The following is a 25,317-nucleotide window of genomic DNA, read 5'->3' as shown; positions in this document are numbered from 1 at the left end:
TCAGCGGGTGAACAGTGGGATGACGGGGAGGTCGGCGGGCATCGCGGGGCGGTCCGCCTGGACGGTCCAGACGCGGCCGGTGTCCGGGTCGGCGAGGACGGTTTCCACGGCGGTTGCCACCTCGTCCGGCGCCGCGAGCAGCAGTCCGCGGGCGAGCAGCGCGGCGCGGAACGGGGCGACGGCCGGGGTGTCGACCAGCCCCGGACAGACGGCGTCGATCCGGATCCCCTCCGCGGCCAGCAGCGGCGCGGCGGAGCGGACCAGCCCGACGAGGGCGTGTTTGGCGGTGGCGTAGAAGACGTCGGGGGAGCCGGTCAGCCCCGCGAGGCTGCCGAGGACGACGATGCTGCCGCCCCGGCTCCGCAGCGGCGGCAGCGCGGCGTGCAGCCCGTAGACGACGCCGTCCAGATCGGTGCGGAGGGTGTCCCGGTACGCCTGCGGGGTGAAGTCGTCCAGGGTGCAGCGGCCCGGGACGGCGGCGCCGAGGACGACCGCGTCGAGCCGCCCGAACTCCTCGACGGTACGGGCCACCGCCCGCGCGTTCTCCTCGGGCACCCCCACATCGGCGGCGACGGCGAGCCCGCCGCACTCCCCGGCGACGGCCCCCGCGCCCGCGGCGTCCCGGTCGACGACGGCCACCCGCCACCCGCCCCGGGCCAGCCGCCGCGCGGTCGCCGCACCGATACCGGAAGCGCCGCCGGTGATCAGAACGGTGCGGGGCGCGGCGGCCCGCGCCCCGTCCGCCGCGGGCGTCACCCGGCCCTCCCCGGTACGGCGAGCGGAAGGACCGCCACCCCTTCACGGCGCAGCCCGTTGCGCCGCAGGTAGGCGCGGCCGAAGAGCCGTTGGACGGCGAAGAGCGTCAGCAGTGTCACGGCCAGCAGCACATCGTCGAGGACCGGCACCACATCGATCGGCAGCGTCATCGCCAGGGCGACCCGCACCGCGCTGTCGACCAGGCAGGCGACGCCCCAGAGGGCGCTGCACAGCCACAGCATCCGCCGGAACGCGGGATGCCGCTCCCAGCTCTCCGCCAGTGTCCGCTGCCGCTCCTCGTCCACGACGAGCCGCAGCGCCTCGTACAGGAACGGCCGGCGGAACAGCAGCGTGCACAGCATCCACCCGCCGAGCGCGGCCATCCCCCACCCGTTGCGGACCAGCAGCAGCCGGGGTGAGCCGGTCACGAACGACATCGCGACGGTCAGCCCCATCGTGCCGAGCAGGAAGAGTTGCAGCCCTCCGACGCGGCGCTCGGCGACGACCCCGCGCACCGCCCCCACCACCGGGATCACGGCCCCGGCGAGCAGAGCGGCGAACGGGCTCGCCCCCATCCACCGCAGCCCGTAGAAGAGCGCCAGTGGGAGCCCGGCGTGGACCAGCAGCGCCCGGCTGAGCGCGCCGCCGGTGCGGGGACCCGGGCCGGCCGTGCCGCCGGCGCGGGCCGTGCCGTCGGTGTCGGGCGCGCCGCCGGTCACCGTTCCGACTCCGTCGCGCGGGCGAAGGCGGTGACCAGTTCCCGGGCGTACGTGTCGACGTCGAGGGCCGGTTCGCCGCGCAGGCGCACCGCGGCGGCGTCCACGGCGCCGCGGATCATCACCGCCATCGACGCGACATCGAACTCCCGGAACTCACCGCTCCGTTGCCCCGCCGCCAGCAACTCCTCCAGCCCCCGCAGACTCGGCTCCTGCGCGCTGCGCGAGGTGTACGCGGCGCCCTCCGCGTCCCGGGCGTGCGGGCCGATCTCGGTGAGCGCCAGCATCTCCCGCGGATGGTCCCGCAGAAACTCCAGATTGGCCTCCAGATAGGCGCGCAGCCTGCCCGCCACCGTCTCCTCGGCGGCCATCCGCCCCCCGATGAACTCCGCCCCGGCGGTGAAGACCTCCCGCACGACCTGGCGCATCAGATCGTCCTTGTCGGCGAAGTGGTACGAGATCATCCGCGGGCTGCTCAACCCGGCCCGCTCGGTGATCCGCGCGAACGACGCCTTGGCGTAACCGAGTTCGGCGATGGTGTCGATCGCCGCCGCGACGATCTGGGCCCGCCGGGCGGCATTGGTGAACGTTCTTGGGGACGCCCCGGAGTCCGCTGCCGGACCGGGCCCGGCCTTGGCGGCTCGTTCGGCCCGCCCCGCTTGTTCCCCCTGCTTCGCCTGCCCTCCTGCCTTTCCTGCCTTTCCTGCCTGTTCACTCTGTGTGGCTCGTGCCATGGGTCCCCCAGGGTGCAGATCCGGTAGTCGCCTCGGCCGAGGCGACTAGTAGTGTTTATCCAACCAGATAAACACTACCCCTGTTGAATCAATTCGACCCGTCGATGCCGCACCGGATTCGCCACCGGAGCCACCGCGACCGCCGCCACCAGCCGCCGCCCTCCCGTCTGAGTACCGCGACTCATGTGCCCCAGGTGACGCCGCAGTTGGATGCCCGTATGACCGCTCTCCCGCCCGCCGGCCCCCGACGCACGCCCCCTCCGCCCCGTCCCGTGCCGCCGCTTCCGCCCGGCTTCCTGCAGGAGGGCGCGGCGGGTGCGGCGGGTGCGGAGCGCCGGGCGGAGCGGGCGTGGCCGGATGCCGGGGCGATCGGTGCGGAGCCCGGGACCTGGCTGCCCGCGAACTACGGGACCGGCCCGTACGCCGGAGGTCCGCTCGCCGCGTTGCCGAGTTGGCGGCCGGAGCGCCGCGATCCCTGGGCCATCCTCTGGACGGCGGTGTCGAGCATCGTCACCACGTCGATGCTGGGGTTCGGCGCGCTCTTCGCCTTCCTCTCGCCGATGTGGTGCGGTTCCTGCAACAAGGCCCAACAGCACCGCTTCGCCCTCTACTTCTGGGGCTACTGCGGCGCGCTGCTCCTCCCCCTCGTCCTGCTGATCGTCGGCTCGTCGCTGCCCTCGTACAAGCGGTACGCGACCACCCGCATCGTCCTCCTGACCGCCGCTCCGGCCTTCTCGGTCCTGATCCCGGCGGCGTACTACGCGTTGCTCGGCACCGTCCGCTAGGGGCTGTCCGGCGGAGCGCCCCCGGGGGAGGGGCAGGCAGGGGTGGAGGCGGCCGTCCTCGCCACGTACAGGAACCCTCCCTGAAGGAAACCCGCCCCCGGCACCCGCTCCCCCCGCACGCCCCGCTGCCCGCCACGCAACGCGCGGCGGGCACCGTACGAATGCCGCCTTCGGGGGCCGGAGGCGCTGCCTCAGAGCGTCGGGTGCTGCGGTCGGTGGGCGCAGAGGGCCCAGATGACCCAGGCGGCGAGGGCGATGGAGATGATGGCCCAGAGGGGCTGGTAGGGCAGCCACATGAAGTTGGCGATGAGGCTGAGGGACGCCATCATCACGCCCAGGATCCGTGCCCACATCGCGTCCGTCAGCAGGCCGAGTCCGGTGATCACCGCGACGATGCCGAGCGCCACCAGCACCCAGCCCCAGGCCGTGAGGTCGAACCGGTACACGTACTCGTTGACGGCCGTGTAGATGGCGTCGGAGGAGAGCGCGGTGATGCCCTTGAGGATGTCGAGGACACCGCCGACGATCAGGACGATCCCCGCGAACACCGTGCCGCCGACCGCCCACGGGCGGTCGGGGGATTCCGGTGCGTCGCCGTGCTGCGGGTGGTTGTGCGGAGTCGCCGTATGCGCCATGACCGCTCCTCTGGTCGGATACGCCCACCGTCCGGGGCCCGGCCGCCGGCCACCACCCGGGTGCCGCCGTTCGGGGGAACCTCCCCGGCCCAGGTTTCGGCGCCCGGTGCGTGCGTACGGCGGTGACCTCCCCGTACGGCGCCGACCGCGCCGTACGGGGAGACGCGTGCGTCAGCCGAGCGCGTCCTCCTGGTCCGCCTGCCAGGCGGTGACCCGGGAGGCGTCGTTGACGGTCAGGCCCTCGCCGGGTGCCTTCAGGGTGGCGGTGCCGTCGAGCGGGTCGCCGTCCTTGTCGCGCAGGCCGAGGGTGAACGAGGTCGTGGTGTGCGGGTGCGCGCCCTTCTCGGGGAGGAGCAGCGCGGCGTACGCGGTCTCGCCCGGGTCCAGGGCGACCGTGGCGTGGGCGTCGGTGCCCGGGGCGGTGGTGACGGGCGCCTTGGTGGCCGGGTGGCCGACGACCGGCAGGCCGTAGGCGGTGCAGGCGGTGTCGGAGATGTTGGTGGCCTTGATGAGGACCGCCGGTTGGGTGCCTCCGGCGTCCGCGAACTCCACCTGCACCTTGTCGGTGGTGCAGGCGTCCCCCACCTCCTTGCCGGACTCGCCGCCCGGTCCCGCGCCGGACGACGCCGACGCCTGACCGTCGCCGGACGCGGACGGTGTCCCGGCGGCGGGCGAACCGGCAGGTGAACTGGCGGCCGGGGACCCGGCGTCCCTGCCCTCCACGACGGCGGGGGCGTCACCGTCGCCGTCGCAGGCGGTGGTGGCGAACACGGTCGCGCCGACGACGGCGGCCAGGGCGAAGGAGCGGCGGAGGCGGAAGGGCATACGTGGTCCTCGTGGGGCTCGGCGATGAACGGCGGGGGAGCGCCGTTCGGCGTCGAGACTGTCATGTCCGCGGAATACCTACTGGTGAAAGGTGCCGTGGAGGTGCGAGGTGTCACCCGGACCTACCAGAGCCCGACGCCTTTTGCCGCAGGTCGGGGCCGAAACCGTCGTTATACGGCGAGCGCTGACGCCTCGGCAGAACGCCGTGGCACCAACTGGCCGGACACCGGTGCCGGGCCTCCCGCTCCCCCGCTGCTCACAGGAACCCTTCCTGAAAGAAACCCGCCCCTTCTCCCCCGTATCACCCGGCGCATGCCCGGTACGGTCTCCTGGGTGGCCCCTGCCCCGGAGATCCGCTATCGCAACTCCGTCACCGCGCAGCTGCCTTGAGGAGGGCGGCGGTCAGGGCCTCGGCGGTGGCGAGGTTGCAGTTGCCGAGGGCGATCAGTGGCTGGGCGTAGCGCGCGGCGAAGTTCGGGAGGTCGAGGCCGAGGGACGGGAGCGTGATGGCGTTGGCCTGCAAGGCGTCGCGGAGCAGGGTCAGTTGCTCCTCGGCGTCGCGCGGAGTGTCGTCCGAGGGTGCGTCGGGGGAGAAGTGGTCGGTCATGGTCCACCCTTCCAGTGCGTTCTGCGAAGGTCCCTCACAGAGTGACGCGGTCCGCCGTGGCGTGGAAGTGGGGGAGGGCGGTCGAAGGTCAGTCTGGGGAACTGGCCGGATGCGGTGGTGGGTTGAGCTGCCAGGTGAAGAGTCCGACGTATCCGCGGACGTGCCCGCCGTCACGGCGCCGACCGCGCTACCGGCGGGAAGCCGCAGACCAGGTGCCGGAAGGCCGCTGGGAGCGTGGCGGTGACGAGTGCTGCGGGCCGTACGATCTGCGCGGGGTCACGCCGTGCTCACCATGCGTGGCCCGGTCCTGATCGGTGCGGCGGCGGAGGAGTACGGGAATGCAGTGCAACAGCAGGAAGGACGTCCGCGGCGCCCGCTGGCGGAAGAGCAGCTACAGCACCGCCGTCGACGACAGGTGCATCGAGATCCTCGACGACGTCCCCGGCATCGTCCCGGTCCGCGACTCCAAGGTGCCCGGTGGCCCCGCCCTCGTGGTGGGTGCCGGTGCGTGGGGCCGGTTCGTGACGGCGGTCAAGGGCGGGACGCTCACGGTCTGAGCGGCGGCCGGCCGGGCGTACGGAACCGAACATGCGGAAAGGGCCGGGCCCGGGGGAGTTCCCCGGGCCCGGCCCTCTTCGTACGCGAGGCGTCAGCCGTTCATGTGCGAGGCGTCAGCCGTTCTTGGCGGCGGTTTCCGCGCTCGCACCGGACTTCGCATCCGTACCGGCGTCGGACGTATCCGCGCCACCGGCCGTCACCGCGGGCTCGTCCGACTTCTGGCGCGGGATCGGCGGGGGCGTGTCCGTCGGGGAGAGTGCCGCCGCGAAGCGGGGCCAGAAGATCAGGACGACCGGGTAGATCGCGTAGCCGAGGCGGGTCGCGGGGGAGAGGACGATCGCCAGGAGGAGGCCGATGGCGAGGCGGTCGGCGGCGGCGATGACCGTGCGCGGCGGGCGGACCAGCAGCGAGACGGCGACGCCGACCGCGCTGACGCCGATCAGCGCGACCGTCACCGTCTTACCGATCTCCGGCAGCAGCAGGACGATCAGATGGCCGAGGAGCGGGCTCTGCGCGGACGAGTTGGCCTCGCCCATGCCGAGCGGGTAGAGGATCGCGTTCTGGAGGAAGGCTTCGGAGTCGATCAGTGCGGCGGGGAGCGCGGCCAGCGCCGCGATGCCGATCGAACCGGCCGCGCACTTGGCGGCGGCGCCCTTCCCCTTCGTCACCCAGAGCAGGGCGAGCGCCACCGGGATCGCCGGCCACGCCGTCCACTTGAGGGCGGAGGCGACGCCGAGCGCGAGGCCCGCGGCGCCCGGCCGGTCCCGCTGGAGGAAGGCGAGGGCGAGCACGACCAGGCCGATGACCGGCGGGTCCACGCCGCCGATGGTCAGCGGCAGGATGAGGACGGGGCAGGCGATGAGCCACAGGGCGCCGGTGCTCGGGGTGACGCCGCCGGGCGTGGCGAGCGGGGCCGGGCCGCGGTCCTTCGTCAGGACGCGGACCGCCCACAGGACGACCGCCAGGAATCCGATGAGGGACCAGAGGCGCGCGCTGGTCAGCGGGTTGTCGCCGAACAGCGCGTCGGGTATGCCGAACAGCGACATCCCGGGCAGGTACGGGTTGAACTGCGGGACGGTGTGCGGGTCCGCGTTGTACGGCGTCCCGGACTTCAGCAGCAGCGCGGCGCCGCGCTGGATGACGCCGACCTCCATCTGCTCCTTGTCGATCACCGTCAGGTAGATCAGCGGCACCAGACCGGCGCCGACGACGGAGATGATCGCGGGCCACCGCCCCCAGCGGCGGACCGAGCAGGCGGCGATGATCGCGGCGAGGGCGTAGCCGACGGCGCTGCACAGGCCCCATGCCTGCTGCGAGGTGTTCGGCGGGGAGGCGAGTCCGACGCTCAGGCCCGCGATGGCGCAGCCCGCGAGGACCGGCCAGTCCCAGCGCCGGCCGCCGCGGCGGGTGGGGGCCGCCGCCGTGCCGTCGGGGCGGGTGGTGTCCGCGGCCATCAGTGGCCTGCCTCTCGGTGGGTCCGGTTACCGGGGACGAGCAGGGCGGGCCGGGCGGCTCGGCGGGCAGAGGTCATGCCCATGCCGAGTGGGGGGAGAGGGAGGGTCATACCGCAACTATAAACGCCAGGTATACGCAAGAGGTATACGCGCAGTGTGCAGGTACGAAACCGGACTAAGTGCCGAAGTTTCCAGCCCTGTGACGCGGTCGCCCGCCCGATTGCATCATGCGGCGGCGGCCGGACGCCATGTGAGAGTCGTCATGCCGTGACGAGTGTCCGGAGTGCCCGGGTAAGGCCGCGCAAGGAAAGGGGCGTCGTCTCACAGGGCGAGAGGGCATCCCCCGCCGTGTCCCCGTCCCTGTAAGAGCGACACCAGCACCCTAACGCGAAATCGCTCGCGTTAGTGTTTCACGGACGATACGTTGCATGACCCCACACCGCAATACGGAGCGCCTGTGACCCCCGCGCACCAACCGCCGGGAGAGAGCCGTCCCGGAGGACGCACCGCCCGCACCCGCGCGGCCGTACTCGCCGCTGTGCAGCACGAGTTGAGCGAGGGCGGATTCGCCGCGCTGAGCATGGAACGCATCGCCCAGCGCTCCGGCATCCACCTCGCGACGATCTACCGGCGCTGGCGCTCCGTGGAGGGGCTCGTCTGCGAACTGCTCACGGAGGCGTCCACCGGCATCCCGCTCCCCGACACCGGCAGCCTCCCCGAGGACCTGCGGCTGCTCGCCCGCCGCATCGGCACCTTCTACACCGCGGCGCCGATGCGCCGCCTCGTCGAAGCCGTCGTCTCCTCCGCCGGACGCAACTCCCGCGCCGAGACCGTGCTCGCCGACTTCTTCCACGACCGGCTGCGGCTGGCCGGAGGGCTGGTGCGGCGCGGCATCGAACGCGGCGAGGTACCGCCCGACACCGACCCGGAAGCGGTGATGTCCGCCGTCGGCGCGCCCTTCTACTACCGCATCCTCATCGCCCGCGGCCCGGTCGACGCGGACCTCGCCGAGTCCACCGCCACCGCGGTCTGGGCGGCGACCCTGGCCGGCGCGTACCGGGTGGGCGGCGCGGCGCCGGTCGTCGTCCGGCAGCGCACGGAGCCCACCGAGTCCGGTCCGGCCCTTACGGACTGACGGCCGGGCCGGACGGGCGCACCCTGGAGGGAGGGGAGTCTCCTCGGAGGTGAGCGTCATGACGGTGAACACCGTGGTCGGCTGGCACATCGAGATGGAGTTCCAGGAGGACACCCATCACACCCGCGCCGCGGCGCTGGTCCGGCTACCGGACGGCACGGAGATCCGCGGGCACGGCTACGCCAGCCGCCACCCGGTCGACTCCAACCAGCCGCGCGTCGGTGAGGAGGTCGCGGCGGCCAGAGCCCTGCACGAAGTGGAGCAACGGCTGCTGAGCAAGGCCCACGACGAGATCGACAAGGCATCGGGACGGACCTCGCGCCCGATCCCGGCCTGAAGACGGCTGCGGACACGGCACGGCCGGTGGCCCCTTCCGGGACCACCGGCCGTGGCGTGCGAAGGTGCAGGTCAGCCGCGGAGTTCGGCCATCCACGCCTCGACGTCCTCGGAGCGGCGGGGCAGCGCGGAGGAGAGGTTCCGGTTGCCGTCGGCGGTGACGAGGATGTCGTCCTCGATCCGGACGCCGATGCCGCGGTACTCCTCGGGGACGGTCACATCGTCCGCCTGGAAGTACAGACCGGGCTCGACGGTCAGCACCATGCCGGGCTCCAGCGTGCCGTTGACGTACGCCTCGGTGCGGGCCGCGGCGCAGTCGTGGACGTCCAGGCCGAGCATGTGGCCGGTGCCGTGCAGCGTCCAGCGGCGCTGGAGACCCAGCTCCAGGACGCGCTCGGCCGGGCCCTCGACGAGGCCCCACTCGACCAGCTTCTCGGCCAGCACACGCTGCGAGGCGTCGTGGAAGTCGCGGAAGTTCGCGCCCGGCTTCACCGCGGCGATACCGGCCTCCTGGGCCTCGTACACCGCGTCGTAGATCTTGCGCTGGAGGTCGGTGTAGCGGCCGTTGATCGGCAGGGTGCGGGTGACGTCCGCGGTGTAGAGGCTGTTGGTCTCCACACCGGCGTCGAGGAGCAGCAGGTCACCGGAGCGGACCTGGCCGTTGTTACGGACCCAGTGCAGCGTGGTGGCGTGCGGGCCGGCGGCGCAGATCGAGCCGTAGCCGACGTCGTTGCCCTCGACGCGGGCGCGCAGGAAGAACGTGCCCTCGATGTACCGCTCGGAGGTCGCCTCGGCCTTGTCCAGGACCTTCACGACGTCCTCGAAGCCGCGGACCGTCGAGTCGACGGCCTTCTGCAGCTCGCCGACCTCGAAGTCGTCCTTCACCACGCGCGCCTCGGAGAGGTAGACGCGCAGCTCCTCGTCCCGCTCGGCGGTGACCTTGTCGCGCAGCGCCGCCTCGATACCGGCGTCGTGACCGCGGACGACGCGGACCGGGCCGGTCGCCTCGGTCAGCGCGGCGGCCAGCTCACGGACGTCCTTGCAGGGGACGCCGAGCAGCGCCTCGGACTCGGCGAGGCTGTTGCGGCGGCCGACCCACAGCTCGCCCATGCCGTCGAGCCAGAATTCGCCGTTCTCCCGGTTGGAGCGGGGCAGCCGGTGGATGGTCGCGTCGTGGCCGTCCGCGCCGGTGCGGGGCTCCAGGACCAGGACGCTGTCGTCGGTCTGGTCGCCGGTGAGGTAGACGTACTCCGTCGACGCGCGGAAGTCGTACTCGGTGTCGTTCGAGCGGGTCTTGAGGTTGCCCGCCGGGATCACCAGACGCTCGCCGGGGAAGCGCGCGGAGAGCGCGGCGCGGCGGCGCGCGGCGTTCGGCGCCTGCTCGATCGGCTCCAGGTCGCGCAGCTCGGTGTCGGCCCAGCCGCTCTGCATGCTCGCGGCGAGCTCATCCGAAACGCCCGGGTACAGGCCGTTCTTGCGCTGCTTGATCGGCTGCTCGTCCTCGTCCGGGGTCTCCGGGGTGAACTCGTCCGTCACGGTGCCTCCTAATAAAGACTGAACCGCACTCCATCGTATGTGCGGACAGAAAGCGGTCCAGAGGGCGGAAGGTGTGACGTCTCCGGCACTTCGTCCTTACGCGGGCGGAGCTGCGGGTGGGGTTTCTGTCAGGGAGGGTTCCTGAGCGTTGTCGGCACGCCCCCGCCAGGCACGCCCCCTCACGCCTCGAAGTGGACGGCGAGCAGAACGACGTCCTCCGCGGAGGACGGATCGTCCAGCCCCTGGGGCAGCAGCCGGCCCAGAACGTGATCGACGAGGGCCTCGGGGTCCCGCTGAGCGGCCCGGGGCGCCCCGGCGGCGGCCGCGTGCAGCCGGGCGAAGGCGCGGTCGGCGCAGTCGCCGGTGCGGCGCAGCAGCCCGTCGCTGTAGAGCAGCAGCGTCTCACCGGGCGCCGGTTCGATCTCCACGCTCGGCGCTTCCCAGCACGCCAGCATCGTCAGCGGCGCGGAGAGCGAGGTCTCGACGAACTCGGTGCGCCGCTCCCCGGTGAGCAGCGGCGGACAGTGCCCGGCCGCGGCCAGCGTCAGCGTGCGCGGGAACGTTCCGCCGGACCCCGCCGCCACCGCCCCGCCCGGTGTCCCGGACGGCGCGCCGCCCGGGGCTTCCGTGAAGGCGAAGAGCACCGTGGCGGAGCGGTCCGGCTCGGTCAGCCGCAGCAGCAGCTCCAGGTCGGAGAGGACGGCGACCGGGTCCTCGCCCTCCATCACCGCGTAGGCGCGCAGCGACGCCCGCAGCCGTCCCATCGCGGCGACCGCGTCGGGCCCGTACCCGGAGACCGAGCCGACGGCCAGCCCGAGGGCGCCGTCCGGCAGCGGGAGTGCGTCGAACCAGTCACCGCCGCCGCGCGGCCCGGCCGCGTGCCGCACCGCCAGCCGGATACCGGGCACCCGGGGCAGCCGGTGCGGCAGCAGCCCCTCGGCGACCGCCGCCGTGTGCTGTCGCTCCCGGTGCAGCTCCAGCACGCGGGCCAGGTGTCCGGCGGCGTGGGCGCGGTACAGGTCCAGCAGATGGCGGCGGTGGTCGTCGGGCTCGGCCGGTTCGTCGTAGAGCCAGACGGCGACCCCGAGCCGCCCCATGGGCGCGGCGTCCAGCGGTACGGCGTAACTGGCCGCGTACCCGAGCCGTGTCGCGACCTCCCGCACCCGCGGATCGAGCCCCGGCGTCCCGAGGACGTCGGGCTCGGCGACCCCGGGGTGCCCGGCCGCGGCGGGCAGCTCCGTGTCGGCCGGGGGCACGGGGTGGCCGAGGGCGGGCTCGGCGCCGGCGGCCGGCCCGGGGCAGGCGTCGGCGCCGGGGGCGTGCGGGGGCTCGTCGTGCGCCGGGTGCGGTCGGGCGGCGGGGGCGGGGTCCGGTCCGGCGGTGGGCTCCGGGAGGCCGTCGAGGAGGCGGCCGTACGCCAGGGCGGCGCGCGGGACGGTTTCGAGCTGGCCCAGCTCGGCGTGGTCGAGACCGAGGCCGGCGGTGGTGACGGGCCCGAGGCCGTCGGCCGGTTCGAGGACGAGCAGCCCCCGGGGCGCGCCGACGAGCGTGGCGCCGGCCCGCAGCACCTCGTGGAGCGCCGCGTCCGGTGTCCGGGTGCGGGTGAGCCGTTCGGTGAGGTCGTGGAGGGCCGTCAGCCCGGAGATCCAGCCCGCCAGCCGGTCCTGGACGACGGCGGTCCGGTCGAGCGGCGCGGCCCCGGCGGGGGCGTCCGGCCCCGGGGCGGCGCCGGTTTCGGGGGCGTCCGGTCCCGGTGGTGGGTCGGCGGGATGGGGGTGACCGGCGGCCGGGGGCGCCGCCGGGGTGGCGGCAGTGTGCGCGTACCCGGAAGAAGAAGGGTCGATTCCGGCCACATTCGGGGTATGGGGGGTGCTCACGAGCGGCGACGTCCGACGGGCCGGTCATTTCCCCAGCTCAGCGCTTTTCGGGGTGGGAAATGCCGCTTTTTGTTGAGCGATGTGGCGCGGTCCTGCCACCGATTCGCTGCCCGGAATGGCATCGCAAACCCCCATATCGTGCCGCTCAGCTCTCCACGCCTCCACATCTACACGGACCGGAGATGTGATGTCCAGCACTGTTCCGCGAGGGTTTGCCGCCCCCGTTCGCCCCTTCCGTATGGCCTGAAAAGGGCCCTGCCCAAGGCCATTTGAGGTCGACTGGCCGCGATCGGCAGCGCGTCATATGCACGATGGCGGGTACGTACTCCGAGAGATGCGGGGCCAGTTGGGGCCGCACCGGAACCCACCGGCGGGCACGGGCGTCCTTACGGAAGACGACCGCGACGCACCCACAAGTGGCGAGATCGCACCACCGCACCGCAAGCGCCCCCGGCGCGTCACCTCCCGCCACGTTCCACGCTCGGCGTACGGCGTGATGCGTTGCCCCTTCGACAACGCGGTGACCAAGCTCCACGTGGCGTGACCGGCCCCGGGCCGGACGAGCGGGACGCACCACACGCCGCGCAGCGGGATGAACCGGCATGCAGTGCGATGGACGCAACCCTCGGCGTTAACGAAAGGAACGAGCGCTCATGCGCGAGATCCTCGGCAGGCGACTCAAGCACCTGTTCCGGCGCACCGGGAAGTCGGCCCTGGCCGGCGCGGCGCTCCACTGCGCCACCGAATGGCAGTGGCCGGTGGTGCCCGGCGTACGGCTCCGCACGGCCGCCCGGCCGCCCGGTACCCGGTCCGGACGCGGCGAACGCGCGGCTCCACGGTGCAGCTGTCCCGACGCCGGGTGCGTCGTACCGGGCGCGCACCCCTTCGAGCCCGGGCTGCTCGCGGCGACCACCGACGCCCGGATGGTCCGCTGGTGGTGGACGAACCGGCCCGACGCCCCGGTGATCCTCGCCACCGGCGGCCGCGCGCCGTGCGCGGTGAGCCTCCCGGCCACCGCCGGTGCGCGGGCGCTGGCCGCCCTGGACCACTTCGGCGTCCGCCTCGGCCCGGTGGTCGCCACCCCCACCCGCGTCGCGCTGCTCGTCGCGCCGTACGACCTCGCGGAGTTGGGCGAGCTGCTGCACTCGCGGGACGAGGTGCCCAGCTCGCTGCGGTTCCACGGTGACGGCGGCTATCTGGTGCTGCCGCCCTCGCAGACCGGCGCCGGCGCGGTCCGCTGGGAGCGCGCCCCCGCCGCCACCGCCGCGGCGCCCTGGCTCCCCGACGTCGCCACGATCGTCGACGCCCTGGTCACCGCGAGCAACCGCACCCCGGACGGCAGCCGCCTCGCCTACTGAGGCGGGGCGCGCCCACGGCCCCCGGCGGGCGCGCGCGTGCGGTGCGCGCGCCCCCGCGGGCCGGGCCGCCGAAGTGCCCCGCGAATCACCCGGATGGCGCAGCAGTACGCCGGGAAATCCCGCGGCAGGGGCAGCAGCTGACGCCCTGTGACGTCACCGGAGCCCTGCGGGGTACGCCCGGCTCCCTGTGCCGTCCGTCCGTGCGTCGCCGTGCGCGGCAGGGGCAACTCCGCAGTGCCCGGCGGGGATTCGCATGCGCGAGCGTTCGCGGAAACGCCGTACAGGCCGTACGGGGCGGGGCTTCGGGGCCGGGCGGAGCGGCGGTGGGGGCGCGCCGGGCGGCCGGAGAGGCGGGCGGGAGGCGCGGGCGCGGCGGGGACGGAACACCCGGCCGCGGACATGGAAACGCCCGGTCGCTGGCGACGGGGGATGCACCAGCGACCGGGCTCCTAGAACCGTAACAAGAGATCGGCGGTTCGCAAATTCGATCGCGGGATTCCGGACGCCTCTTTACCCGTAAGTAGAGGGGGTTGTGACAGGAGTCACGTCGGAGGCGCCCGGGTCCGTCACTGTCAGCTGAGCGTGACCTGACGGTTGGTGAGGCCGCCGCGCGCCCGGCGCTCCTCCGAGGTCAGCGGCGACCGGTCGGCGAGCGCCTTCGCCAGCCGCTCACCGAACGCGACCGCCGGCGCCGTGACGTCCTCGGCGCTCATCGACGACGGCAGGTCCCACACCGGCACGACGAGCCCGTGGGCGCGGAACGAGCCGACCAGCCGGGTGTCCTCGCCGAGCGACGACTCCCCGGCGGCGTGCAACCGGGCGAGCGCGTCCAGCAGCTGCTCCTCGGGGTGCGCGGTGACCCAGCGCAGGTGGTTCTTGCCGGGCGCCTCGCACCAGTACGCACCCTCCAGACCGGCGATCCGGGCGGTGGGCAGCGCGGCGGCGTTCGCCCGCTCCAGGGACGCGGCGACCTCGGGGGACGCCTGGTCGGCGTTGTCCACCCAGAACTCGAACCCGGTGTGGACCTCCGGCGTGAAGGGCGCCTCGGTGTCCAGCAGGTCCTGGAGACGCGGGCCGTCGGCGTCCGGCCGCCCGGCGGTCACCGGGGTGCCGGGCTCGGCGACAAGGGCACGCTGCAGGGTGTCCGCGAGGTCGCGGCTGAGGTCGCCCGAGGAGGTGTCGTTCTGCAGCCCGATCAGGACCGAACCGTCGTCCCGGCGCAGCGCGGGCCACGCCATCGGCAGCACCGTCGCCAGCGTCACCGACGGCACGCCCTCGGGCAGCCCGCCCTTGAGCGTCAGCGGGACGGTCGCGGCGGGCACCAGCTCGCGCAGCGCGACCCAGTCGCACTCGCCGGGCAGCCCCTCGAAGGGCCGCCGCACCAGCTCGGTGACGGCCTGCGCCGCGCTCCGGCCGTGGCAGGCCTTGTAACGGCGGCCGGAACCGCACGGGCAGGGCTCCCGGGCGCCGACGACCGGCACCGGCCCGTCGTGGGCGGAACGTGCGGCGGCCTGGGGCTGGGGGCGGCGCTTCTTGGCCATGGCGGCGGTGTCTCCTGGTCGATCCGGTGCGTCGGGACGCGTGTCGGCGCGAGCCTAGAGGAGTACGCGCGCGGGCGCTCCGGCCGACGACGCGGTACGTCGCGCGCCGTGCGCGCGGGCCCGCGGCGTGGCCGGATCCGGGCGGTGTGGGGCGGCCGTGGCGCGGGGTGCGGACCGGCCGGGGGCGGGAGCGGGTGTTGCGGGGGCGCGTGGCGCGGGGTGCGCGCCGGGGGCGTCCGCCGCCCGCCCGCCGTCTCAGTGCGGCGGCAGCGGGTCGTCGAGGTCCGGGAAGGCGGAGAGATCGGCGAGGTCCGACAGCTCGGGCAGGCTCGGCCGACCGGCCCGGGCGGCGGGACCGCCGAATTCCGGGTACGTGGCCTCCGGGCTCGGGCTCGGGGCGGGCACGGTGGCGGACGCCGTGGCCGTCGGCGTCATCGCGATGCGGTCGGCGAACGCGTCCCGCAGCGACAGCTCGGCCCAGACCGTCGTCTCGCCCTCGATCACGTCGCGCACGCCCCAGTCACGGGAGAGCGAACGGATGATGGCCAGGCCCCGGCCGCCGCGCGCGGTGATCGAGGGTGTGGCCGGGCGGGGACGGGTCGGCCCGCCGCCGTCGGTGACCGCGACCGTCAGCCGCTCCCGGTCGTCCACCCGCCAGGAGGCGAGCACCGCCTCGTGCGGCGCCTCCCCGCGGTCGTCCTCCGGCCCGTACGCGGCGCCCTTCTGGCGCGTCCCGTAGGTGCCGCCCCCGTGGCGGGAGCCGTACGTGCTGCCCGGGCGGCCGGAGTCGTCACGGACCGTGTCGGGCAGATGCTTCGCGTCCAGCGGGCGGGCGTGCCGGCAGGCGTTGCTCAGCAGCTCGGTCAGCACCAGCGCCGCATCATCGATGACCGTGTCCGGAATTCCTCTTGCCGACAGCTCGCTGCGCATGCGCCGCCTGGCTATTCCGACGCCCGCCGGACCATGGGGAACGGCCATGATCGACGACGTCGGCACCTCCTGTGCCACCATCAACGCCACCCCCGAGACCTCCTTTGCCCCACGCCACGGGATGAATTCCCCAATGGACTGGACCGGAAACCGGCCACCTGCCGAGCAGTGACGCATCCGACATGTGGACCCAGAGGGCGCAGGCGCGGGCGCACGGCCCCAGGGGGCGGCTACCCGAGGCCGAGCTGGGTTCGTACCTGTTTCGGGCGGTTCGTGATGACCGCGTCCACGCCGAGATCGCGGCAGAGCGCGACGTCCTCGGGCTCGTTGACCGTCCACACATGGACGCGGTGCCCGGCGCGGTGCGCGCGCTCGACGTACTCCGGATGGGCGCGCAGGATGCGGATTCCGGGACCGGCGATGGAGACGCCGGACGGCAGCCGTCCGTCGCGGTGGCGTGGCGTGAGGAACTGCATCAGATAGACCGACGGGATCTCCGGCGCCGCGACCTGCACCCGGTGCAGCGAACGGGCCGAGAAGCTCATCACCCGCACCGCGGGCCGCTCCGCCGCCGGGCGCCCCGGCCGGGCGGTGTGCCCGAAGCGGTCGAGGAGGGTGACCAGCCGCTCCTCCACCTGTCCGGCCCAGCGGGTGGGGTGTTTGGTCTCGACGGCCAGCTCGACACGCCGGTCGGCGTCCGCGACCAGCTCCAGGAGCCGCTCCAGGGTGAGCACACCGGTCCGCTCCGGGTCCGCGTACCGCCGGTCCGGCGCCTCCGGCTCGTCCGCCGCGGCCTTCCAGGAGCCGAAGTCGAGCGTGGCGAGGTCGGCCAGCTCCAGGGCGGAGACGGCGCCGCGCCCGTTGGACGTGCGGTTCACCCGCCGGTCGTGCACGCACACCAGATGGCCGTCGGCGGTGAGCCGGACGTCGCACTCCAAGGCGTCCGCGCCGTCCTCGATGGCCTTGCGGTACGCGGCGAGCGTGTGCTCCGGGGCGTCCTCGGACGCGCCCCGGTGGGCGACGACGGACGGGGCGGGACGGCCCGGACCGGAGTCCTGGGCGGGGCGTGCACAGTTCACCGCGTTATCGTGCCATCCGCCGTCCCGGGGCCGCTCCGCGCTGACCGGGGACGGCTACAGGGGATGCGCCGTACGGGTCCGGCATCAAGGATGGGGACGGTCACAGCCTCGCCTTACGGTGCGCTGACGCACGGTGGGAAAGGCTGAGGCCGAGGCCGCCCCGGATCGGCCGGGACTCGCCCGGACCGCCGGTATCCGGAATCCTGGAGCCCGGTTCAGGGTCCCGCGGGCGCGTCCCCGGCACCGAGGACCGGAACGTCCGGACACCGGAGCCCGGCCCCGTACCGCGGCGGACCGGAGCGCCACAGGGCGCCCCGGCCGACCGGTCCTCCCGGGGCGGGCCCGCGGGCCGGCACAGTCGTGAGCGAGGAGAGAGCTGTGAGCACCGAGAACGAGGGCGCTTCCGTCCCGCCGGAGGCAGCGCCGCAGCCGGCGCCCCAGGCGCCGGCCGGCACACCCACGTCCGCCTCCGCCGCCCCGGCTGCCCCACCGGCCCCGGGCACCCCGCCCCCGCCCCCGCCCGCGGCGCCCCCGGCCCCCGGGTTCGCCCCGGGGACGGCCGAGCACGCCCCGGCAGGCGCACCCGGTGGCGCGGCCCCCGCACCCGCCGCGCCCTCCGGTCCCGCCGCCTCCGGCCAGGAGCCGCCGCACGGCCCGACCGGGCACCCCGGCGAGCCGGGGCCCGGCGCCTCCGGCCCGTCCGCCCCCGGCGCGTACGGCGCTCCGGGCGCCCCCGGTGGTGAGCCCACCACCCAGCTGCCGTCGTACGGCGGCGGCGGTGGCTGGGGCGGACAGCAGCCCCCGTACGGCGGCGGGGGCGGCGGCAACGGCTGGGGCGCCCCGGATGCGCAGCCGCCCCGGCGGCGCAACGGCGGCCTGGTCGCCGCGGTCCTGGTGGCCGCGCTGGTCGCGGGCGGCGTCGGCGGCGGCATCGGCTTCTGGGCCGCGGGCCGCGACGACCACGCCTCGACGACGGTCACCGGTCCCGGCAACTCCGGCGCGCTCAACCGCAAGCCCACCTCCGTCGCCGGGATAGCGGCGAAGGCGCTGCCCAGCGTCGTCACCATCGAGGCGCAGGGCGCGACCGGCGAGGGAGGCACCGGCACCGGCTTCGTCTACGACAAACAGGGCCACATCCTCACCAACAACCACGTCGTCGCCAGCGCCGCAGAAGGCGGCAAGCTCACCGCGACGTTCTCCGACGGCAAGAAGTACGCCGCCGAGGTCGTCGGCCGGGCCCAGGGCTACGACGTCGCCGTCATCAAGCTGAAGAACGCCTCGGACGCCAAGCTGAACCCGCTGCCGCTCGGCAAGTCCTCCCAGGTACAGGTCGGCGACGCCACCATCGCCATCGGCGCCCCCTTCGGCCTCTCCGGCACCGTCACCACCGGCATCATCAGCGCCAAGGACCGCCCGGTCGCCTCCAGCGACGGCGGCGGCTCCAGCGCCTCGTACATGAGCGCCCTGCAGACCGACGCCTCCATCAACCCCGGCAACTCCGGCGGCCCCCTGATGGACGCCGGCGGCAACGTCATCGGCATCAACTCCGCCATCCAGTCGGCCGGCAACGGCGGCATGGGCGGCGAGGGCGAACAGTCCGGCAGCATCGGCCTGGGCTTCGCCATCCCGATCGACCAGGCCCGCCGCGTCGCCCAGGACCTGATCCGTACGGGCCAGCCGATCTACCCGCAGATCGGCGTCCAGGTCTCGATGAAGGACACCGGCAACGGCGCGACCATCGCCGAGACCGGAAACGGCGGCTCCGACTCCGTCACCCCGAACGGCCCGGCGGATCGCGCGGGCCTGCGCCCCGGCGACACGATCACCAAGCTCGACGACACCGTCATCGACAGCGGCCCCACCCTGATCAGCGAGATCTGGCAGCACAAGCCCGGCGACAAGATCACCCTGACCTTCCAGCGCAACGGCAAGGAGCACACCGCCGAAGTCACCCTGGGCCAGCGCACAGGAGACAAGTGACGCGCTACCCTGACCCCGCGGCACCGCCCCGGCGCTGCCGCGGGGAGGCTTGCCCGAGCGGCCTAAGGGAACAGTCTTGAAAACTGTCGTGAGGTAACCCCTCACCGTGGGTTCAAATCCCACAGCCTCCGCAGAGGTCAGCTAAGTGGCTGGTCAGGAGGGGCGCCTGAGTGGATCGGGTGCCCCTTTTGCGTTGGGGGTGTCTCACCTCTGCTCGCCCGCATCTCGGTGTTGATCAAGGCGTGTGGCCAACCTGTGGCCAGGGTGGGACCCTCGGTGCTGCGTGTCGGGGGCGTTGATCTGCGCTGAGTCGGTGGGCTGGTCTGAGCGCTCCTGTCTTCGCCCCGCTCCAGCCTGGTCGGCGCCCGTGCCGCGCGTCGGTGGATGAGCCGGGAATATGAGTCGAGTACCGCACGCAGGCTGGTCAAGGCCATAGCGGTGCCTTCGACAGGGATCGGTCGGCACCGAGGTGGAGGGGTGCCGTCGCTGACTCCCCGTGGGGGTGTGCGTGGGAGCTCCTATCCCACCCGCCGTTGACCCCGGCAGAGCCGAGCGGCCGCGGCCTGAGAGCTGGTCCCGACAGTAATAGTCAGGAATACATCGTCACCACCGGCCTACTGGCTTATCGATTTAGCCGAAGACATCACGCCGCAAAACGAATATAGGACGTTAATTTTCTCTCAATGAAAGGCGCAGAGTGGTCAATCACGGTTCGGTGTCCATTGCCGATGTGGTCGGGGAACTGGCCGGGTGGTGTCCGCCGTCTGTGATGATGCGCTGCCACGTGCACACGGTGTCGTGAGTTCAAAGAGGAATTCGGGTGGCTGAGGAGATCGGGATTGCGGAGGCTGTGGCGCATTTGCGGGCGGAGCTGATGGCCGCGGCGACCGGTGGTGATGCGGGGCCGCTGTTCGAGGTGGGGCCGGTGGAGCTGGAGTTCTCGGTGGAGATGCGCAGGGAGGGCAAGGGCAAGGCGGGGGTGAAGGCGTGGGTGGTGTCGGCGGATGCAGAGGCGTCGGTGCACCGGGTGAAGTTGGTGCTGACGCCGAAGGACACGGCAACGAATGGCTCGTATCACGTGAATACCGAACGGCCGGACGCAGCGGGTGACATGCTCGGGTCTCGCTTCGGCGAGTGACCCAGAACGGTGCCTCGCGCAGTGCGGGCGCACGTGCTGGATGCGCCCATGGTCTTTATAAGAGGTCATCCCGCCGCCGCGGGACCGCGCAGAGGCCGTACGCAACGTCCCTCAGCTTGGGGTTACCCCGCAGGATTCGGTCCGGACGGCAGACGGGACACACTGCGGCGGCGTCGGGGTCGGCGAGCGCGGCCACAGCTTTTCGTCAGTGAGCAGGCTCCCCCGTGGGCCTGGGCGCAGTACGGGCGATGGACACCTGGAGCAACTTGTCGACGCCAAGACCGCCAGCGGGCAGATCGAACCCCCGCCCACGCCGCAGGCCACGGATCTTCTTGCCGTGCTGGAGGAATCCGTACGGTCAGCACGTCAGACTCAGCACGAGAGGAGTCTCAGCTGAGAGGCGTCCCAAACCGCCGGCAGGGCGGTGCAGGACGCCGCCCGAGCGGACGGGCACCCGCTGCGCTCCGGAGGCTGTAGACCGCACGAGGTCGACGGGGGATATCCTGATCGTAGCTATACCTTTTCGTGGCGGAAGGAAATTGTGTCCGCTTCCCAGTCCATTCCGCGTTGACGGAATCGTTCGATCAATCGCGTTACACTTCGCGAACTTCCGGCTCCAAGTCGGTGAAGCATGCGAACTGCGATAACGGTGTCGCTGTGCTTTTTGAGAGTTTCTAGCATTGCGGCACAATCGCTGACGCTTGCCCGGGAAGCCCATTCGACTAAGGCTTTCCGGATAATTCCGAGAGGCTTGTACATGCGAGGTCCACGGTGCCAGCGCTCGTAAAGCTCCTGTAGCTCTACTCTCGACTTGGAAGTTGCGATCCTCGATGCGATCCGGTTAGCCCAGAGGTGTTGTTCCAGTTCGGAAGCAACTAGTGATTGCTCGATGAAATCCCGCACCAGATTGTCGGTGAATTCGATCGAGTTGAATCGAATGGCGTCATCGAGGAGTCGAAAGGCATCTAGATCTCGACTCTCGGTGAGAAGCCATACTGTAAGTTCAGTTGTTTCGGCTTCAGGGAAGTGGGCGGCCGATAGGGATAGTAGCCGGGCTGCCTCGTGGAAAAGTTGATTTTCGTACGCTCGCCCGATCTCCTCTTTGGCTTCTTCGAGGGAAAGGGTGAATGAGCGTTCTGCGCTTTCACGTAGGCGCTCGGCGAGTGCCACCTCGGCTTCCATGAGTTTCTGCTCAAGTAGTTCGCATTTCTCCTCTGTTTCTTCTTTGAGCTTGTTGACCTCATCGAGTTGTCGGCGGAGTCGGGAAATTTCATCCCTAAGTTCTTCTTGGTCGGCTTCCAGTCGCCGATATTTACTGGAAAGTATCTCCAGCGAGGATTCATTCTCCAGTCGATCTGCTACCCAGTCGCTGCGGAGCTCTGCTAGCTGTCTATTTGCTTCATCCGCTGCAGCCTCTCGTTGGTCGAGGAGCATTTCCAATGCTTCCTGCTGGCGGCTCAGGTTCCGGATCTCTCGATGAGATCTATCAACTTGATTTCGTAGGTTTTCGAGCTCAAACGTCTGAGGGTCGCTCACTTTAAGTGCGGCAAGGCGTAAGCACCTGAGACGCATTTTCGTCTCCTGGGTTACTGGAGTTCCGCGATACCGCTCGATCTCTGCAAGCATTCGATCAATGAAGTCTTGAGTCGCTACGCGGCGGCCGTTGAGGTACCGGGAGACCGTGCTCTTATCCATGAGCGTGCGAGCCGCGTAGCGCTGCTGCGAGACCTCTAGCGCGTTGAACATGGTCGTCAACGCTGTTGCAAGCTCTGCAACCTCTGGGAGCTGGCTGACCTCCACTTCACTGCGGCGAGTCGTTGACCTGGAGATTTCGTGCACAGGGGACCTTACTTTTCAGTAGCTCGTCGGTGCTACGCGTTGGCAATAGTTGCTTTCTACCGCAACTACACCTTCGGAGTCAGGGTGTTGGTCAAGGAACGGACAACTGACTTGGAGACGAGCGACTCTGTGGACGCGTTGACAACCGTGGTTATGCAAGTACGTGGAATCCAGAAGGTCATGATCGTGGCCCTCGGGCTCTTGCCGCTACTGCTCGTAACGCTGGCAAGCCTGCCGGCCTTGATGCTCATGCCGTTCATTGGCTCCTCGGGCGCAGAACGAAGTGCAGCAGTGATGAGGAATCTCATCGCTTGGACGAAAGCGCTTCTGCGCGGGGGCATGGGCTCCAGTTGATTAGCTCCTGCTGGCCCACAGCGCTCACTCGGCACATGGGCCCAAGTCGGCACTGTGGGCCTCCTCCGGCCGGCTCTTGCTGTGCCACGAGCTCAGTCCCGTCAGCCTGTGCAGCACTTCCCTACCGCACTGGCCCGGGAGCCGGGATCCAGGACCACAACTGAGGTCGACGCTTCATCGCAGACAAGTCCGATGTACTCGGGCAACGTGTACCCGCCTCCCTACGGTCTGGCAGCAGGGTAGGCGCCGGCACCAGGCGGCACCATCGAAAGCTTCGTGCTGCCGCAAGCTTGGGTGTCTATGGACGAGACGTGGACGAGCAGAGACGAGACTGCACAACGTAAGGCCGAATAGGCAGGTCAGGAGCAGTGCCGTTCCGCTCGCGGGCATTGTCTTGAAAACTGTCGTGAGGTAACCCCTCACCGTGGGTTCAAAACCCACAGCCTCCGCAGAGGTCAGCGAAGTGGCTGGTCGGAAGGGTTGCCCGAGTGGATCGGGTGCCCCTTTTCACGTTGGGGTTCCTGCGCCCGGTCCGTGATGAGATCAAGGCCCGCGGCGGAACCCTCGGCCCCTGCATTCCCCCACGCCCCCACGTGCGAAGCGCCCGACGGAGAACCCTCGTGCGCATGCCCCCACCATGTGGCCCGCAGGCGCACAGCGATCAGCTCAAGCCCGCTCGCCCGCGGCGAGGATGGAACAGACATCCTCCCCGGTGCACCCCGCCGGATCGGTGGCCGCGGCCCGTCGAGCGAGACCGTGTAGAACATCGCGGGTCTTGGTGAGTTCGGTGAGGCGGCGTTCGATGTCGGCGAGGTGCTCGTCGATCAGTGTGGTGACGTGGCCGCAAGGGGGCTGGCCGCTGTCGCGCAGGGTGAGGACGGAGCGGATTTCGGCGAGGGTGAGGCCGGCGCTCTGGGCGTCGCGGATGAAGGCGAGGCGGGTGCGTGTCTGCTCGGGGTAGTCGCGGTAGCCGCCGGGGGTGCGGGGAGGCGCGGGGAGCAGCCCTTCCTGTTCGTAGAAGCGGAGGGTTTTGGTGGTCAGTCCGCTGGCCGCGGCGAGGTCGCCGATGCGCATGTCTCCAGGCTACGACTTGACCTTCCAGCGCACTGGAAGGTCAAGCGTTCGGACACTGGACGAGCCGGGAGGACGAGCAGGATGCAGATCACGGTGCTGACGGTTCCGGGGTGCCCGAACGCCCCGCTGGCCATGGAACGGGTCGCCGCCGCGCTGGCGGGCCGGCGGGCGGAGGTGGAGGAGATCGAGGTCCATGATCAGGCGCAGGCCGTCGCGTACGGGATGAACGGTTCGCCGACGATCCTGGTGGACGGCCGGGACCCGTTCGCGCCGGTCGGGGCGGTGCCGAGCGTGTCGTGCCGCTTGTACCGGGGCGAGGACGGCACGGTGGCCGGGGCGCCGAGCGTGGCGGCCCTCCGCGCGGTCCTCGACGGCGGCGCGAGCGGGCCGGGGGCGGCGGCTCCGGGAGGCTGGTGCGCGACGGAGGGGGCGCTCGATGTGGTTGGTCGTGGCGGATCGGAGGCGGCCGCGCCGGGGGACTGCTGCGCGACGGAGAAGGCGTTCGACGTGGTCGGGCGTGGCGGGCGGGGGCGCCGCGCGCCCGTGGAACGGGGGCTGCGGGCGGTGCAGCAGGCGGTGCTGCGGCACTTCGTCGACACCGGCACCGCCCCGGCGGCGGAAGTGCTGGAGCCGGTCGCCGCGCCTTCGGGCCGTACGGCCGGGGAGGTGCTGGCCGAGCTGGCCGCCGAAGACTTCCTCACCCTGGACGGGAGCGGGCGGATCCGCGCGGCGTACCCGTTCTCCGCCGTCCCGACCCGCCACCGCGTCGCCCTCGCGGGCGGGGTGACGGTGTGGTCGATGTGCGCGATCGATGCGCTCGGCATCCCCGCCATGCTGGGCACCGGCGTGGTGATCTCCTCCACCGACCCGGTGACCGGCGAGCCGGTGACCGTCACCAGCCGCGGCGGGACGACGGTGTGGGAGCCGCGGGACGCCGTGGTGTTCGTCGGACAGCGGCCCGGCGGCGGGCCCGCCGCCACGGCCTGCTGCGACGCGGTGAACTTCTTCACCGGCCCCACCACCGCGCACACCTGGATCGCCGAACACCCGGACGTCCCCGGCCACATCGTCGACCGGAACCAGGCCGAACGCATCGGCGCACAGACCTTCGGGCCGCTGCTCGCGCGTTGACCCGTCGGCGATCTGCCTCGTCGGCCCAAGTGCGCGTGACCGGACGGTGGTGGGTGGTGTCCGGAGGTTCGGGGATCAGATATGATCATGATGCAACTTCGCCCCCGGGGACGGCGGGTGGAGCGTGCGTCTGTGGTCCAAGGAAAGACGCCCACCAACCGGTGGGAAATGTAGGTGCAAGGCCTGCCGGGCGCTCTGAAAAAGGTCCCCTCCTCGTGATGAGGAGGGGACCTTTTGCGTGTGCCTTGAGGGTGGCGTCGGGGCGGTACTGCGGAGTGCTGTCCCGGTTCAGATGTCGCCCTGGACGAGGGCGTGCAGGTGCTGGTCGTGCCAGCCGTCCGCGTGCAGCAGCGCGCTGCGCAGGGTGCCTTCGAGGGGGTATCCGGCCTTGAACGCCACGCGGCAGGACGACGGGTTGGCCACCGAGTGGCACAGTCGCAGGCGGTGCAGGCCGAGGTCGTTCAGGGCCCACTCGGTGACGCGTTGGGTGGCCTCGACGGCCACGCCGCTGCCGCGCGCCGCGGGGAGGAGCCAGTAGACGATTTCGGCGCTGCCGCCGGTGAGGTCGATGTCGCCCCAGCCGATCAGCCCGAGGGCTTCGCCGTCCGGGCGTGCGATGGCCCAGATCGCGCTCAGCTCGGCGCGCCACCGCTCGTGCATGCGGGCAATCCGTCGGCGCGCGTCTTCCGGTGTCTCCACCAGCAGGCGGTTCCAGTGGCGGATCTCGGGGTCCTGGCCGGCGGTCATCAAGGTGTCGGCGTCGGACAGGCGCCAGGGGCGTAGCTCCAGGCCGTGGGGGAGGCCGAGTACCGGCTGCTCCGTAGTGGCCATTCGCCCTGCTGGAACTACCGCCGGTAGGGGCGAGTGGGAGGTCATCGCGGCATCCTGCCACAGGTGGCGGATGCGGTCCCGGCGCTGCCCGGCCGGGCTGTTCTTCCC

The 25,317-nt window shown here is 71.8% G+C and carries 25 protein-coding genes and 1 tRNA gene; 11 read left to right on the top strand and 15 right to left on the bottom strand.

Going from position 1 to position 25,317, the window contains the following annotated elements:
* The 3 genes from ACZ4U4_RS02375 to ACZ4U4_RS02365 are packed head-to-tail and all read right to left on the bottom strand — an operon-like array spanning nt 1 to nt 2,206.
* Nucleotides 1–756 (bottom strand): SDR family NAD(P)-dependent oxidoreductase, encoded by a 756-nt coding sequence (locus ACZ4U4_RS02375; protein WP_467868431.1) that lies wholly within the window; start codon nt 754–756, stop codon nt 1–3.
* Complete coding sequence (locus ACZ4U4_RS02370) at nt 753–1,475, bottom strand: VC0807 family protein (RefSeq protein ID WP_467868430.1); 723 nt, start codon at nt 1,473–1,475, stop codon at nt 753–755. Before ACZ4U4_RS02370 ends, ACZ4U4_RS02375 begins: the two co-directional genes overlap by 4 nt.
* Nucleotides 1,472–2,206, bottom strand: a complete 735-nt coding sequence (locus ACZ4U4_RS02365) for a TetR/AcrR family transcriptional regulator (protein ID WP_467868428.1) — start codon at nt 2,204–2,206, stop codon at nt 1,472–1,474. The genes ACZ4U4_RS02370 and ACZ4U4_RS02365 overlap by 4 nt, the downstream gene beginning before the upstream one ends.
* Nucleotides 2,207–2,478: 272 nt before the next feature.
* On the opposite strand from ACZ4U4_RS02365, the gene ACZ4U4_RS02360 reads away from it, so the two are divergent.
* A complete protein-coding gene (locus ACZ4U4_RS02360) occupies nt 2,479–2,991 on the top strand; it encodes a hypothetical protein (RefSeq protein WP_467868427.1) in 513 nt (170 codons plus the stop codon).
* 191 nt (nt 2,992–3,182) lie between these two features.
* On the opposite strand, the gene ACZ4U4_RS02355 is transcribed toward ACZ4U4_RS02360, so the two are convergent.
* The 3 genes from ACZ4U4_RS02355 to ACZ4U4_RS02345 form a co-directional block, all read right to left on the bottom strand.
* The gene (locus ACZ4U4_RS02355; protein WP_467868425.1) at nt 3,183–3,626 is read right to left on the bottom strand and encodes a DUF7144 family membrane protein; all 444 of its coding nucleotides are present in this window, start codon (nt 3,624–3,626) and stop codon (nt 3,183–3,185) included.
* A gap of 171 nt (nt 3,627–3,797) precedes the next feature.
* Nucleotides 3,798–4,451, bottom strand: a complete 654-nt coding sequence (locus ACZ4U4_RS02350; RefSeq protein WP_467868423.1) for a DUF4232 domain-containing protein — start codon at nt 4,449–4,451, stop codon at nt 3,798–3,800.
* 370 nt (nt 4,452–4,821) lie between these two features.
* On the bottom strand, nt 4,822–5,058 hold the full coding sequence (locus tag ACZ4U4_RS02345) for a hypothetical protein (protein WP_467868421.1): 237 nt from the start codon (nt 5,056–5,058) through the stop codon (nt 4,822–4,824).
* Nucleotides 5,059–5,396: 338 nt separating this feature from the next.
* On the opposite strand from ACZ4U4_RS02345, the gene ACZ4U4_RS02340 reads away from it, so the two are divergent.
* On the top strand, nt 5,397–5,615 hold the full coding sequence (locus ACZ4U4_RS02340; protein ID WP_467868419.1) for a DUF397 domain-containing protein: 219 nt from the start codon (nt 5,397–5,399) through the stop codon (nt 5,613–5,615).
* Nucleotides 5,616–5,729: 114 nt separating this feature from the next.
* Here the strand turns inward: ACZ4U4_RS02340 and ACZ4U4_RS02335 are convergent, their stop codons facing one another.
* Entirely contained in the window at nt 5,730–7,070 is a 1,341-nt protein-coding gene (locus ACZ4U4_RS02335) for a glycosyltransferase family 87 protein (RefSeq protein WP_467868418.1), read from the bottom strand.
* A gap of 457 nt (nt 7,071–7,527) precedes the next feature.
* On the opposite strand from ACZ4U4_RS02335, the gene ACZ4U4_RS02330 reads away from it, so the two are divergent.
* Nucleotides 7,528–8,205 carry a TetR/AcrR family transcriptional regulator gene (locus ACZ4U4_RS02330; protein WP_467868416.1) on the top strand — a complete coding sequence of 226 codons (678 nt, stop codon included), beginning with the start codon at nt 7,528–7,530 and terminating at the stop codon, nt 8,203–8,205.
* A gap of 58 nt (nt 8,206–8,263) precedes the next feature.
* A complete protein-coding gene (locus ACZ4U4_RS02325) occupies nt 8,264–8,542 on the top strand; it encodes a DUF1876 domain-containing protein (protein ID WP_467868414.1) in 279 nt (92 codons plus the stop codon).
* A gap of 71 nt (nt 8,543–8,613) precedes the next feature.
* Here the strand turns inward: ACZ4U4_RS02325 and ACZ4U4_RS02320 are convergent, their stop codons facing one another.
* Both ACZ4U4_RS02320 and ACZ4U4_RS02315 read right to left on the bottom strand, forming a co-directional pair.
* Complete coding sequence (locus tag ACZ4U4_RS02320) at nt 8,614–10,077, bottom strand: aminopeptidase P family protein (protein ID WP_467868412.1); 1,464 nt, start codon at nt 10,075–10,077, stop codon at nt 8,614–8,616.
* 179 nt (nt 10,078–10,256) lie between these two features.
* The gene (locus ACZ4U4_RS02315; protein ID WP_467868410.1) at nt 10,257–11,954 is read right to left on the bottom strand and encodes a PP2C family protein-serine/threonine phosphatase; all 1,698 of its coding nucleotides are present in this window, start codon (nt 11,952–11,954) and stop codon (nt 10,257–10,259) included.
* A 653-nt stretch (nt 11,955–12,607) separates the two neighbouring features.
* Here ACZ4U4_RS02315 and ACZ4U4_RS02310 point away from each other — a divergent pair.
* A complete protein-coding gene (locus ACZ4U4_RS02310; protein ID WP_467868409.1) occupies nt 12,608–13,312 on the top strand; it encodes a bifunctional DNA primase/polymerase in 705 nt (234 codons plus the stop codon).
* A 572-nt stretch (nt 13,313–13,884) separates the two neighbouring features.
* On the opposite strand, the gene ACZ4U4_RS02305 is transcribed toward ACZ4U4_RS02310, so the two are convergent.
* Nucleotides 13,885–14,853, bottom strand: a complete 969-nt coding sequence (locus tag ACZ4U4_RS02305) for a DUF5926 family protein (RefSeq protein WP_467868407.1) — start codon at nt 14,851–14,853, stop codon at nt 13,885–13,887.
* A gap of 255 nt (nt 14,854–15,108) precedes the next feature.
* Entirely contained in the window at nt 15,109–15,864 is a 756-nt protein-coding gene (locus ACZ4U4_RS02300; RefSeq protein WP_467868927.1) for an ATP-binding protein, read from the bottom strand.
* Between ACZ4U4_RS02300 and ACZ4U4_RS02295 the strand changes: the two genes are divergently transcribed.
* Nucleotides 15,830–15,955, top strand: a complete 126-nt coding sequence (locus ACZ4U4_RS02295) for a hypothetical protein (protein ID WP_467868946.1) — start codon at nt 15,830–15,832, stop codon at nt 15,953–15,955. The two genes, ACZ4U4_RS02300 and ACZ4U4_RS02295, sit on opposite strands and share 35 nt — an antisense overlap.
* Before the next feature lie 58 nt (nt 15,956–16,013).
* Here ACZ4U4_RS02295 and ACZ4U4_RS02290 read toward each other — a convergent pair whose 3' ends face one another.
* Nucleotides 16,014–16,862, bottom strand: coding sequence for a glycerophosphodiester phosphodiesterase (locus ACZ4U4_RS02290; protein ID WP_467868405.1), 849 nt, complete (start codon nt 16,860–16,862; stop codon nt 16,014–16,016).
* Between the two features lie 378 nt (nt 16,863–17,240).
* Here ACZ4U4_RS02290 and ACZ4U4_RS02285 point away from each other — a divergent pair, with 378 nt between their 5' ends.
* The 3 genes from ACZ4U4_RS02285 to ACZ4U4_RS02275 all read left to right on the top strand — a co-directional run bounded on the left by ACZ4U4_RS02285 (nt 17,241) and on the right by ACZ4U4_RS02275 (nt 19,980).
* Nucleotides 17,241–18,842 carry a S1C family serine protease gene (locus tag ACZ4U4_RS02285; protein WP_467868404.1) on the top strand — a complete coding sequence of 534 codons (1,602 nt, stop codon included), beginning with the start codon at nt 17,241–17,243 and terminating at the stop codon, nt 18,840–18,842.
* 43 nt (nt 18,843–18,885) lie between these two features.
* Nucleotides 18,886–18,973 (top strand) — tRNA-Ser (locus ACZ4U4_RS02280).
* A 689-nt stretch (nt 18,974–19,662) separates the two neighbouring features.
* Nucleotides 19,663–19,980, top strand: a complete 318-nt coding sequence (locus ACZ4U4_RS02275) for a trypco2 family protein (protein ID WP_467868402.1) — start codon at nt 19,663–19,665, stop codon at nt 19,978–19,980.
* A gap of 513 nt (nt 19,981–20,493) precedes the next feature.
* Here the strand turns inward: ACZ4U4_RS02275 and ACZ4U4_RS02270 are convergent.
* Nucleotides 20,494–21,819: a hypothetical protein gene (locus ACZ4U4_RS02270; protein WP_467868400.1), complete on the bottom strand. Its 1,326-nt coding sequence runs from the start codon at nt 21,817–21,819 to the stop codon at nt 20,494–20,496.
* 39 nt (nt 21,820–21,858) lie between these two features.
* On the opposite strand from ACZ4U4_RS02270, the gene ACZ4U4_RS02265 reads away from it, so the two are divergent.
* Nucleotides 21,859–22,173, top strand: a complete 315-nt coding sequence (locus ACZ4U4_RS02265; protein WP_467868398.1) for a hypothetical protein — start codon at nt 21,859–21,861, stop codon at nt 22,171–22,173.
* 666 nt (nt 22,174–22,839) lie between these two features.
* On the opposite strand, the gene ACZ4U4_RS02260 is transcribed toward ACZ4U4_RS02265, so the two are convergent.
* Entirely contained in the window at nt 22,840–23,247 is a 408-nt protein-coding gene (locus ACZ4U4_RS02260; RefSeq protein WP_467868397.1) for a heavy metal-responsive transcriptional regulator, read from the bottom strand.
* Nucleotides 23,248–23,328: 81 nt separating this feature from the next.
* On the opposite strand from ACZ4U4_RS02260, the gene merB reads away from it, so the two are divergent.
* Nucleotides 23,329–24,378 (top strand): organomercurial lyase, encoded by a 1,050-nt coding sequence (gene merB / locus ACZ4U4_RS02255; protein WP_467868395.1) that lies wholly within the window; start codon nt 23,329–23,331, stop codon nt 24,376–24,378.
* 288 nt (nt 24,379–24,666) lie between these two features.
* On the opposite strand, the gene ACZ4U4_RS02250 is transcribed toward merB, so the two are convergent.
* Nucleotides 24,667–25,209 carry a GNAT family N-acetyltransferase gene (locus ACZ4U4_RS02250; protein ID WP_467868394.1) on the bottom strand — a complete coding sequence of 181 codons (543 nt, stop codon included), beginning with the start codon at nt 25,207–25,209 and terminating at the stop codon, nt 24,667–24,669.
* Between the last annotated feature and the right edge of the window lie 108 nt (nt 25,210–25,317).

Source organism: Streptomyces sp. NPDC029159, assembly GCF_055564055.1.
This window is presented reverse-complemented; position numbering and strand designations above follow the sequence as displayed.